The following is an 11,970-nucleotide window of genomic DNA, read 5'->3' on the forward strand; positions in this document are numbered from 1 at the left end:
CGATGTAGGAGTTCACCAGATCCTGGAGATAGGTGAGCTTGGCGACATCGGCGGTGGAGTAGGCGGCGTCGAGCGAGGCCTGGGCGCTTTCCTTGGAGCGGCGGTACTGGCCGAACAGGTCGAGCAGCCAGGAGATGCCGACATCGCCGGAGGTGGTGTTTTCGGCGCCCTTGAAGGTGCGGCCCTCGCCGGTGCTGCCGCTCAAGGTGTGGCCGGCGCCGACCGTCAGGCTCGGCAGCGAACCGGCGCCGGCGACCGTGACGTTGGAGGCGGCGGCGTTGATGCGTTCCAGCGCCTGCTGGACGTTGAGGTTCTCGTTCAGGCCCTCGGCGACCAGCGAGTTCAGCCGGGTGTCGCGATAGGCCGTCCACCACGTCGACGTGGCGACATCACCATCGCTCTTCGTCCCGCCTTCGTTGAACTTGGCCGGAAGCGGCATCTCCGGGGGAACGTGATCCGGGCCACTCACACAGCCCGCGAGCAATAGCAAAAGTGCCGGAGAGGCATAACGAAACGACGCCATTAAATATCTTCCTGTAACTCGACCAAATCTATTCTTCGTCAGAAGCTTCATGCTTCGCAGTCGGCCGTGCTTCGCTCAAACGAGAAACACCATCCCGAAGCAGTCGGCGGCAATGTATCAATGAGTCCCACTTTCTCACAGTGCATTTATATCACACTCCTCCTTCATTTTTTGCCCGCCGGGTCGAGACCTTTCGGATCATGACGAAGAAGGACGGAACGAAGAAGATGCCGATAACGGTTGCCGCGAGCATGCCGCCGAGGACGCCGATGCCGATCGCGTTCTGCGCCGCGGAGCCCGCGCCGGTGGCGATGGCGAGCGGCACGACGCCGAGGATGAACGCCAGAGAGGTCATGATGATCGGGCGCAGGCGCAGCCGCGCGGCCTCCAGCGTTGCCTCGAATAGACCCATGCCTGTTTCCATTCTGTCCTTGGCGAATTCCACGATCAGGATCGCGTTCTTGGCCGCCAAGCCTATCGTGGTCAGCAGGCCGACCTTGAAGTAGACGTCGTTGGCCTGGCCGAAGAGGGTCGCCGCGACGAGTGCGCCGAGGACGCCGATCGGAACCGCCATGATGACGGAGAACGGAATGGACCAGCTTTCGTAAAGTGCCGCGAGGCACAGGAAGACGACCAGGACCGAAATCGCATAGAGCATCGGCGCCTGCGAGCCGGAGAGGCGTTCCTGGTAGGAGATGCCCTGCCATGCAACGGTATAACCGCCACCCAGTTGCTGGGTGAGTGCTTCCATCTCGTTCATGGCATCACCCGAGCTGACGCCCGGCGCCGAGGCGCCGTCGAGCGGGATGGCGCTGACCGCGTTGAAGCGGGCAAGCGTCGGTGCACCCTTGACCCATTCCGTACGCGTGAAGGCCGAGAAGGGCACCATCTCGCCGGATGTGTTGCGGGCATACCAATGATCGAGATCGTTCGGCTGCATGCGGAACGGTGCGTCGCCCTGAACGTAGACCGGCTTGATCTCGCCGTTGAGGGTAAAGTCGTTGACGTCGCGGCCGGTGAAGATGACCGACAGCATCGCATTGACCGCGGAGATGTCCACGCCCATGGCGCCGATCTTCTCCTGGTCTATGACGATCTTCATCTGCGGCTCGACATCCTTGTTGTTGCTGCGAAGCGCCACGACCTTGCCGCTGCTGTTGGCCATCTGGATCAGGCGCTTGGAAGCGGCGTCGAGCGCCTCGGTGCCATGGTTGCCGGTATCGACAAGGTACATGGAGAAGCCGCTGGACACGCCGAGGCCCTGGATGGCCGGAGGAAGCAGCGCGAAGACCTGTGCTTCCCTGAATGTCGAGAATGTCTTCAGGGCGCGGGTGACGACGGACTGCGCATGCAGGTTCTCAACCGTTCGCAGAGAGAAGTCCTTGAGCTTGGTGAAGACGATCGCGCTGTTCTGGCCCGAGCCGTTGAAGCCGAAGCCGAGTGCGCCGAAGACGGAATCGACCGCTTCCTTTTCGTTCTCGCGGTAGAAGTTCTCGACCTTTTCGACGACTGCCTGGGTCTGCTGCGTGGTCGAGCCGGGCGGCGTCGTCACGATGGTGAGCAGCACGCCCTGGTCTTCCTGCGGCAGGAACGAGCTCGGCAGGCGTGCGAAGAGATAGGCGCAACCGGCGCCGATCAGCACGAACACCAGCAGAATCCGCAGCGGACGCTTCAGCAGGTAGCCGATGATGCCGACATAGCTGTTGGTCGAGCGCGTGAAATTGCGATTGAACCAATCGGCCAGCCGGTTCTTGCGGTGTTCGCCGACCGGCTTCAGCATCGTGGCGCACAGCGCCGGCGTCAGCACGATGGCGACAAGCGCTGAAAGCAGCATCGCCGAGACGATGGTGACGGAGAACTGGCGGTAGATGATGCCGGTCGAGCCGCCGAAGAAGGCCATCGGAATGAAGACGGCGGTGAGCACGAGGGCGATGCCGACGATGGCGCCGGTGATCTCGCCCATCGACTTCTCGGTCGCTTCCAGCGGCGAGAGCTTTTCCTCCGTCATGATACGTTCGACGTTCTCGACGACGACGATGGCGTCATCGACGAGCAGGCCGATGGCCAGAACCATCGCGAACATGGTGAGCGTATTGATGGAGTATCCCGTCACCGCCAGGATGCCGAAGGTGCCCAGCAAGACGACGGGAACGGCGATCGTCGGGATCAGCGTCGCACGAAGGTTCTGCAGGAAGATCAGCAGCACCACGAAGACCAAGACGATCGCTTCAATCAGCGTATGGACGACCTTCTCGATCGACAGTTCGACGAAGGGCGTCGTGTCGTAGGGGTAGGTTATCTCGACGCCCTCAGGCAGGCCGCGGCCGATCGTTTCGAGCGCGGAGCGTACACGGCCGGCGGTGTCGATGGCATTGGCGCCGATGGCGAGGTTGATCGCGAAGCCGCTCGAGGGAGCGCCATTGTAGCGGGAGGAACCGCCATAGCTTTCCTGGCCGATCTCGATGCGCGCAACGTCGCTCAGGCGAACGGTCGAACCGTCCTTTTCCACCTTGAGGATGATGTGCTCGAAATCGGAGACGGTGGTCAGCTGGGCCTGCGCGGTGATGGTGATGTTGAGCTGCTGGCCATCGACGGACGGCTGGGCACCTAGCGAGCCGACGGAAACCTGCGTGTTCTGCGCCTCGATCGCCGACGTTACGTCACCGGTGGTCAGCTGGTACTTGAGCAGCTTGTAGGGATCGAGCCAGACGCGCATGGCGTAGCCGGAGCCGAAAATGTTCACGCTGCCGACGCCTTCGAGACGCTGGATCTGGTCTTCGATGGAGGTCGACATGATATTGCCGAGGTCGACGGAGTTACGCTTTCCGTCGGTCGAAACCAGCGAGCCGACGAGCAGGATACTCGAGGTCGAGCGGGTGACGCTGATGCCGGCGTCGATGACATCGCCCGGCAGCTGCGACTGGACGAGCTGAAGCTTGTTCTGCACCTGGACCTGCGCGATGTCGGGATCGGCGCTGGTTCCGAAGGTCAGCGAGATGCTGGCGGACCCGGTCGACGACGTCGAGGTCATGTAGGTCAGGTCGTCGAGACCGGTCATGCCGTCCTCGATGATCGTCGTGACCGACTTCTCGACGGTTTCGGCGCTGGCGCCGCGATAGGTCGCGTTGATGCGCACCGTCGTCGGCGCGATGTCAGGATATTGCGAGATCGACAGCGTGAAGATCGCGAGCAGGCCCGCAAGCATGATCGTGATCGCTATGACCCATGCAAAAATCGGGCGTCGGATGAAAAACTTGGCCATTGGCTTATTCCTGTACGGGTCTCGTCACGTCGCGATGCGCCGCGTTACTTCGCGGCGGGCTTCTGCGCGTCGGCGGCCGGAGCCTGCTCGGCGGGCACGACGATGCCCTTCTCGTTGATCTTCATCGGCGTGGCCTTGACCGGCATGCCTGCCGTGATCGACTGGAGGCCGCTGACGATCAACTGATCGCCGTCCTTGATGCCGTCGGTAACCAGCCAGGAATTGTTGGAAGGGGAGGCGTTCTCGAAGACGCGCGTCTCGACCTTGCCTTCGGCGGACACGAACTGAGCGGTCAGCTCACCGTTGGCATTGCGGCCGGTGGCGAGCTGCGGTAGCGCGAAGCCGTTCTCGGCGCCAAGCTCGAGGGTCGCGCGGACATACATGCCCGGCAGAATGATGCGGTCGGGATTGGGGAAGCGGACGCGGATGGTGAAGGTGCCGGTCGTTTCGCTGACGACCGACTTCGACATGTCGAGCGTGCCGCGGTGGTCGTATTCCTTGCCGTTCTCGAGGATGAGACGGAAGGCGGCGTTGCCGGCCGGTCCCTTGATCTCGCCCGAGTTGATGGCATCACGCAGCTTCAGCAGGTTGGTGCTGGACTCCGTGAGGAGAATATAAACAGGATCGAGCTGGCGAACGGTGGTCAGCGCGGTCGTCTGGTTGGCGGCGACCACGTTGCCGACATTGTATGCCGTCTGGTCGATGACGCCGTCGAAGGGTGCCCGGATCTTGGTGTGATCGAGATCGATGTCGGCTGCCGTCAGCGCCGCCTTGGCGGATTCGACCTCGGCTTCGGCCTGAAGCAGGTTCGTTCTTGCCGTTTCAAGCTCGATCTGCGTCGCGCCGGAGCCGACGAGGCGCTGATAGCGATCGAAATTGCTCTGGGCGCTCGGAACGCTGGCTTCGGCCTTGGCGATTGCGGCGCGCGCCTGGGCAGCCGCTGCGAGATAAGGTGCGTCCTCGATCTGGTAGAGAACGTCGCCCTTCTTGACCTCGCCGCCTTCGCGGAAGGCGATATCCGTGATCAGGCCGCTGACCTGGGGACGGATGTCGGCCACCTGAACTGCCTCGGCACGACCGGGAAGAATGGTGGTGACGGGGAAGGAGCCCTTGTTCAGGGTGACGACGCCAACGGCGGCGGCAGGCTGAGCCGCGCCGGCGGCACCAGCGCCGGCGGACTGATTGCCGCTGTCGCTGCAGGCTGCGAGCAGGCCGCCGAATGCCATGGCAGAGGAAACAAGAAGAAGGCGACGTATCATTTTCAATTCCCTATGCGATGGCGCCGGATTCCGGGTCATGCATGTTGAGTGCACCGGCACCGCGATGCGATACGACAAACGTGCCGGAGTCAAATGCCGGTGATCCGAATTAACAAACACTTTAGAAAGTGACGTAATAGACGGATCGTCACTTAGCAAGCGCTATTTTGCAGTGCGGTGTCGGCGAAATCGACGATGCGGCCGGCCCTGTTGACAAGCGTTTCCTTGTCTTCCTTGGCGATCAGCACCGGGTGCAGCACGCTTGCGAGCATATCCGCCACGGTATTGGCGGCCTCGCCCGGATTGGAGCAACGATAGCGGTTTTCGGCGATGCCTTCTCGAATGATCGCCTCAAGCTTCTGGATAACTTTTTCGCGATATCGTTTGCCGGCCTCGATCTTCGCGTCGATGCTGACGAGGACCATCTCGAAGATATAGGGGTTCTGCTGGAGATCCTGCAGGTGGCTGTCCAGCAGCCTGAGCGCGAAGCTGAGGAGCTGGTCCCTGGGCGGCAGGTCCTCGACGACGAAGCGGTCCGCCACATCCGTCAAATGCCGTTCGGCGATGGCGTCGACCAGCGCCGCCTTGGAGTGGAAGTGTTTGAAGACATTGGCCGGAGACATGGCCAGCGACGCAGCAATGTCGGCAATCGAGACCGCCACGAAACCGCGCTGGCAAAACAGCAGTTCCGCCGTCGTCAGAATGTCTTGGCGGGTTTCTTCGGCCTTTCGCCTTGGCCTTCGTGCCATTCCTGCTCCTGCCGGTAAATCCGGCGCCTCTGTATCAAACCCTAGCGCGACCGAAGAAGGGCCTGCAAGCGAATGTTGCGCGCCCTTCCTTGAAGCAGGTCAGGAAAAATAGGGCGCCAGATTGCGGCGGATACGGTCGACCGGCGTCGCGCCTGTATCGTCGGGGATGAATTTCTGGGCGGTGATCGCCTCATAGGCCCTGATATAGACGTCCGACGTCTGCTGGATGAGATCGACCGGAATTTCGGGAATCTCATCCTTGTAGGGATCGCAACGCTCGGCCACCCAGGCGCGGACGAAATCCTTGTCGAAGCTTGCCTGCCGCGTCCCGGCCTCGAAATTCTTCTGGTAGCTGTCGGTCAGCCAGTAACGGCTGCTGTCGGGCGTGTGGATCTCGTCGGCGAGGATGATGTTGCCGTTCTCGTCGGTGCCGAATTCGTATTTGGTGTCGACAAGGATCAAGCCGCGTTTAGCCGCCAGTTCCTGGCCGCGGGCGAATAGCGCCAGCGCGTAGCGCGACAGCGTTTCCCACTGTTCGCGGGTGAGAAGCCCGCCGTCGACGATCTGCGCCGGCGTCAAGGGTTCGTCATGGCCGCCGTCGAATTCCTTGCTCGTCGGCGTGATGACCGGCTCGGGAAGCTTCTCGTTGTCGCGCATGCCGTCGGGCAGCCGCATGCCGTACATCTCGCGCTCGCCCTTCTTGTAAAGAGTGAGGATCGAGGTGCCGGTGGTGCCGGCAAGATAGCCGCGCACGACGACCTCGACCGGCAGGATATCGAGCCGCTTGCCGATGACGACATTGGGGTCGGGATATTCGAGGACGTGGTTGGGGCAAATGTCCTTGGTCGCCTCGAACCAGTAGCGCGCCGTCTGGGTCAGCACCTGGCCCTTGTAGGGGATGCAGGTGAGGATACGGTCGAAGGCGCTCAGCCTGTCGGTGCTGATGATGATGCGACGTCCATCGGGAAGATCGTAGTTCTCCCGCACCTTGCCGCGATAGTAGTTCGGCAGTTCGGGGAAGTGGGCTTCGGAGAGGATTCGCACGGGCTCGACCATCCTTGTCAGTTTATCGGCGCTTTTCCCCTGCTCTAGTTCCATTGCGGGGGATGTCAAGCAACCGGGGTCATATCCAGAACACATATATGAGGAGCACGGCCAAAACATAGCTGGTGACGGCAAGCGGTGCGCCCGCCCTCAGAAAGTCCGTAAAGCGGTAGCCGGCGATGCCCATGGCGAGCGTGTTGTTGTGATGGCCGAAGGGGGTGAGGAAGTCGAGCGAGGCGCCGGCCGCGACCGCCATCAGATAGGCCTGCGGAGCATGATGCCCTGCGTCGGCGAACTCCAGCGCGACGGGGCTCAGGATAATGGCCACCGTTGCATTGTTGACGAAGGGCGTCAGCGCCATGGCGAGGAACAACAGGAGTGCCACGCCCGCCAGGGGCTGCGTTATCGGGATGATCGCGCTCAGCGTAGAGGCGATCACCTCTGCCGTCCCGGTACTGCCGAAGGCCGCGCCGATCGGGATCATGGCGCCGAGCATGATGATGATCGGCCAGTTGAGGTCGGCCATGGCCTGGCGGATGTTGAGATAGTTGAAAAGCGCCAGCACCATGACTACGGCGGCGAAAGCGATCTCGGGGCTGGCGAGATCGAAGGCGGTGGCGGCGACGCCACAGGCGAAGATCGCGAAGGGCTGCCATGCCAGCGATGACGGCGCGGGCGGTTGCGAGGCAAGCGGAAGGCATTCGCATTCGTCGAGCGCCTCGACGATCGCCGTGCGCTCGCCTTCGAGCACGAGGATGTCGCCGATCGACAGTTGCTGGTCGGCGAAGCGGCCTTCGATGCGCGGCGAGCGTAGCGACAGCGCCGTGATCCTGACGTTGCGGGCGCTGAAGACTTCCAGGGAACGAAGCCGGGAGCCGACGATCGTGCTCTCCGGCATGACCACGGCTTCCATGTAGTTGCCTGATGAAGCCGCGAAATCCGCCTGCGGCAACCGTAAAGTGCCGGATGCAGCGAGGTCGGCGAATGTCGTGGCTTCCGCTTCTGCGAAGAGTACGTCTCCGGCCTCGATTACAGCGTTTTCGGGTGTTGCGAAGACATGCTTGTCGTCGCGCAGCAAGGCATGCGGTGCGAGGGCGAAACGGGCTGGCAGTTCCGACAGTGGCGTGCCGACCAGCGGCGATGCCACCGGGACCTCACGCTCGGCGAGCTGGCGGCGCGAGGAAGAGGATGGCTCTTCGGCGGCATCCTCGCTTTCGGGGAAAATGCGCGGCGCAAGCCACGCCGTCAGCGCGATTCCGACGGCAGCTACCGGCAGGCCGACATAGGCGAAATCGAAGAGGCGGAAGCCGCTGGCGCCACTTTGCACGAGTGCCGTGCTGACGAGCAGGTTCGCCGGCGTGCCGATCAGCGAGACCAGGCCGCCGAGCAGCGCCGCGAAGGATATGGGAATGATAAGCTGCTTTCTCGGGATCGCCATCGTCGTGCCAAGGCGAAGGGCGACGGGCAGTGCGATTGAGAATGCGCCGATATTGTTCATGAAGATGGAAATGAAGCCGGTGGCCGAGGAGAGGGCGGCGATGATGCCGGTGTTGGAAAACCGCGCGCTGGCAAAGAAGCTCGCCAAGCGGTCGAACAGCCTGGCGCGCGCGAGCACCTGCACCACCAGCAGGATCTCGATGACGGTGATGACGACGGGGCTGGCGAATCCCGAAAAGACCTCTCCGGTCGGATAAAGCCCGAGCGCATATCCCGCCAGCAGCCCGGTGATGGCGACGACCTCGATGCGGAAGCGGTCGAGCGAGAACAGGATGAGCATGGCAACCAGCAGGATCAGCAGAGATGCTTGCTCAAATGTCATGGGCTATTCCGGCTCATTGCGTCGGCATCAATGTAGCGGCTCGCGGCGTTCTGTACAGAGGCGGCCCGCCCGCGACCATCACGTCCGCGGTTTGCGCCAACTTCCCGTCTCGGTCTTTTCCAGCACCGGCGTGGCGAAGACGCCCACGGTCCTCTCGAGCCATTGTGGCCCCGATACCGCCAGCTTTTCACGCCAGCGATCGGACTGGAGCATGGCGGCGCCGATGACGGCGGGCTCGATACCGCAGGCCGAAAGCAGCTCCAGACCGGAAACGATCGAGGTGCCGCTGGAGATCACGTCGTCGATCAGCGCCACGCGCCGGCCTTCAAGAAGGGGTAGCATGCGCGGGTCTATATAAAGACGCTTCTGCTGCGTCGGCGTGGTGATCGAGGAGAGGGGAACGGAGAGTTCGTCGCGGTACCAGAATTTTCGGGAGGTGCCGAGCGGCACGTATCTGCTGTGTCCGAGCTTTTGCGCCACGGCTGCGGCCAGCGTCAGTCCAAGTGTCGGCAGGCCGGCGATGACATCTACATCGAAGCGGCGCAGCTTTTCGGCGAGACGTTCGGCCAGGGCGTCGAGCGTCGAAAAACTCGCCTGATTGATGATCAGCGAAGCAAGCGCCTGCCGGCCATCGCCCAGTACGCGGATCGGCAGGCGAAGCTGGGCGCCGTCATCGAGCTCGGCGACGTAGAAGGCGGTGAAGTCACCGTCGGCGTAAAAGGTGTCGGGGGCGTGGATTTCCTGCCAGAAATCGTGCGGAGCCATATCGGTCATGTCGTCAGTTCCGTCTCGTCTTTTCCAGACCGGCGCCGCGGCGCAGGTCCTTCAATTCGGCCTCCGTCAATGGCCGCACGGCGCCCTTTGCGAGGTCGCCGAGCCCGAGGCCGCCGATCGCCACGCGCACCAGGCGCAGGCACTCGGTATCCAGACCCTCGAGAATACGGCGGATCTGGCGGTTGCGGCCCTCGTCGAGCTCCACCTCGATCCAGGAGTTCTTGTCGCCGCTACGCAGCAGTTTCGCCGAGGTTGCCTTCAGCACCTCGCCGTCATGGCGCACGCCATAGGTCATTTCGGCCAGCAGCTCGTCGTCCATGATCCTGTCGACCTGGACATGATAGGTTTTGGTGAGATGGGTCAGCGGGTCCAGCAGCGCCTGGGCGAAGGTCGTGTCGTTGGTGAAGAGCAGCAATCCCTCGCTCGCCTTGTCCAGCCGCCCGACGGGCGACAGATGCGGGATGTCGAAGTCCTTGAGGCAGTCGTAGACGGTGGGGCGCCCCTCGGGATCGTCACGGGTGGTGACCAGGCCGCGGGGTTTGTTGAGCATCAGGTAGATCTTCGCCTCGGCGACCACGTCCTTGCCGTCAACCTTGATCCTTGCCGCGTCCATATCGACCCAGGCGGAGAGATCGATCACCTTGCGCCCGTCGACCGTGACGCGGCCGTCGGCGATCAGGCGTTCGGCCTGGGTGCGCGAACAGTAACCGAGCTTGGAGAGGGCGCGGGGCAGGGTGACGCGCTTGCCGTCGGTGTCGGCCTTGCCGCGAAGTCGTGATTTCTGCGGAGACCGCCGCTCTCTCACCCTGATGTCCTGCCTGATTGCGAAGTGCGTGTTTTCTGGCACGAAGCGAAAGCCGATACCAGCCTGGGAAGATCGAAACGAGGGGAAAAGGGAGGGGGAGGAGGTTGCGGAGGGTCTTGAACTATAAGGGCGCGCGAGAAGCGACGGCGCGTCGCGCCGCCGTAAGAGGCATTATCAGGAAACCTAGTGGCGGGCCATGTAGCCCGCGAGCTCCTGACGACTGACCAGAACGCCGGCCGCCGCTTTGGCCGGGTCGGGATGGGTATAGAACAAGCGTGGCATCTCGGGCAGTTCAAGGGCTTGCCGCATGTTCATGATGCCGACAGCGCGACGGCCTTCGGCACCGTCGACACTCACCTCGACAATGCAGTTTGCTCTTTCGCTTTCCATCCGTAGTCCTCCCTGCTTTTTTATGTCGCGTAGTTATCCCCAAAACTTGGTTTTTCTGAGACGAAAGTCTTATGCGCCGCACTGAACGGGGTCAGCACGGCGCCGATTTCAGGCGCCCTGGAAGAGGGGCAAGATTGTCATTCCCACCAATGGCGTGGCGGCTGCTGGCTGCCGCTCAAGAGATAGCCGGCGAGAAAGCCGATGGCGCCGGCAAGTGCCAGCGCGGTGGTGGTGGCGGCTGCGTGTTCGCGCGCGGCACCGGCGGCTGCGACGCTTTCCGCCCTGATATTGGCGACGGCGCCCTTGGCGCGGGGCAGGGCGTCTTCATAGGCCTTGCTCGCGCGGTCGCGCACCTCGTAATAGGCTTCGGTGCCTTGGGCCGAGATCATCTTCTGCAGACGGGACACCTCCTGCTGAAGTGTCGCGATATCCTTGCTGACGGATTCTCTCACATCATCGGTGTTGGCAGCCATGTCTTTCTCCTTTTCATTGCACTGAAATGAGAACACGAAAGACCTGCATTCGGTTCCGGACAAACTTGGTCTGCCGGGGCCGACAAGAACGAGATGACGCCGTGGAACCAAGTTTCAAGGCCGGCAAGGCGCTAAAATTGCGGATTTCGGGCGCTTGCGCGGTGTGTTTCCGAGAGCTTTTGACCGGCCGGTAAAGAAAATTCGGTGGGCTGCCTGGACCGAGCCGATGCTGTGCACAAGCGCCTTGGAAAATCCTCTTTCCAAAACAGGGCGTTACAAAAATGTCAAAAAACTTTGTGGGGGTGTGTTGACTTGGAAAGGGTGGGGGCCTTATAAGCCGCTTCACGAAACGAGGGCGGCGGCGCTGCTGGCGACGGTGTCCTTCGGTTTTGTGTTTCCGGATTGGCTTTTGTGCTGATGAGGGTTTGGGGCTTAGGCCTTGGGCTTGCGGAGAGGTTTCGACCGGGTTTTCCGGTCTGTTATTTGACAATTGAATATTGGAAGAAAGAGAAACGTGGGCGGCGGAGTTCGCGGGATCGGCAGAGATGTCGGTTCTTTGAAAGAGACTTTGGCGGTCACGTTTATCAAGAGAAGTTACACTGGTTTTTGACGGTTGGTTTAGGCTGATCGTTTGGAAAACAGGTGTGAAGTTCTCGTCGATTCAAGACGTGACGTAAATGCCAATGATTGAATTCTCAACATGAGAGTTTGATCCTGGCTCAGAACGAACGCTGGCGGCAGGCTTAACACATGCAAGTCGAGCGCCCCTCACGGGGAGCGGCAGACGGGTGAGTAACGCGTGGGAACGTACCCTTTTCTACGGAATAACCCAGGGAAACTTGGACTAATACCGTATGTGCCCTTCGGGGGAA

Annotated in this window: 10 protein-coding genes and 1 rRNA gene; 1 reads left to right on the forward strand and 10 read right to left on the reverse strand. The window is 61.8% G+C overall.

Translation table 11 applies throughout. The annotated features are described in order from the left end of the window. The 10 genes from QTL95_RS24190 to QTL95_RS24235 all read right to left on the reverse strand — a co-directional run. A partial coding sequence (locus QTL95_RS24190; protein ID WP_289722466.1) for a TolC family protein occupies positions 1-523 on the reverse strand: 523 nt, incomplete at its 3' end. A gap of 151 nt (positions 524-674) precedes the next feature. Next, positions 675-3,785 (reverse strand): efflux RND transporter permease subunit, encoded by a 3,111-nt coding sequence (locus QTL95_RS24195; protein WP_289722467.1) that lies wholly within the window; start codon positions 3,783-3,785, stop codon positions 675-677. A gap of 44 nt (positions 3,786-3,829) precedes the next feature. After that, the gene (locus QTL95_RS24200) at positions 3,830-5,044 is read right to left on the reverse strand and encodes an efflux RND transporter periplasmic adaptor subunit (protein WP_289722468.1); all 1,215 of its coding nucleotides are present in this window, start codon (positions 5,042-5,044) and stop codon (positions 3,830-3,832) included. A 152-nt stretch (positions 5,045-5,196) separates the two neighbouring features. Beyond that, positions 5,197-5,793: a TetR family transcriptional regulator gene (locus tag QTL95_RS24205; protein WP_289722469.1), complete on the reverse strand. Its 597-nt coding sequence runs from the start codon at positions 5,791-5,793 to the stop codon at positions 5,197-5,199. Between the two features lie 99 nt (positions 5,794-5,892). Then, positions 5,893-6,837: a phosphoribosylaminoimidazolesuccinocarboxamide synthase gene (locus QTL95_RS24210; RefSeq protein ID WP_289722470.1), complete on the reverse strand. Its 945-nt coding sequence runs from the start codon at positions 6,835-6,837 to the stop codon at positions 5,893-5,895. Positions 6,838-6,916: 79 nt separating this feature from the next. Continuing rightward, positions 6,917-8,656 (reverse strand): SLC13 family permease, encoded by a 1,740-nt coding sequence (locus tag QTL95_RS24215; RefSeq protein ID WP_289722471.1) that lies wholly within the window; start codon positions 8,654-8,656, stop codon positions 6,917-6,919. A gap of 78 nt (positions 8,657-8,734) precedes the next feature. After that, positions 8,735-9,421: a phosphoribosyltransferase gene (locus QTL95_RS24220; protein WP_289722474.1), complete on the reverse strand. Its 687-nt coding sequence runs from the start codon at positions 9,419-9,421 to the stop codon at positions 8,735-8,737. 13 nt (positions 9,422-9,434) lie between these two features. Beyond that, complete coding sequence (locus tag QTL95_RS24225) at positions 9,435-10,235, reverse strand: pseudouridine synthase (protein ID WP_289722472.1); 801 nt, start codon at positions 10,233-10,235, stop codon at positions 9,435-9,437. A 183-nt stretch (positions 10,236-10,418) separates the two neighbouring features. Next, positions 10,419-10,625, reverse strand: coding sequence for a hypothetical protein (locus tag QTL95_RS24230; RefSeq protein WP_037187177.1), 207 nt, complete (start codon positions 10,623-10,625; stop codon positions 10,419-10,421). 137 nt (positions 10,626-10,762) lie between these two features. After that, a complete protein-coding gene (locus QTL95_RS24235; RefSeq protein WP_289722473.1) occupies positions 10,763-11,098 on the reverse strand; it encodes a hypothetical protein in 336 nt (111 codons plus the stop codon). A 696-nt stretch (positions 11,099-11,794) separates the two neighbouring features. Here QTL95_RS24235 and QTL95_RS24240 point away from each other — a divergent pair. Then, positions 11,795-11,970: ribosomal RNA gene (locus QTL95_RS24240) — 16S ribosomal RNA — on the forward strand; the annotation flags it as partial.

This window comes from Rhizobium sp. S152 (assembly GCF_030380735.1).
Classification (GTDB): domain Bacteria; phylum Pseudomonadota; class Alphaproteobacteria; order Rhizobiales; family Rhizobiaceae; genus Rhizobium.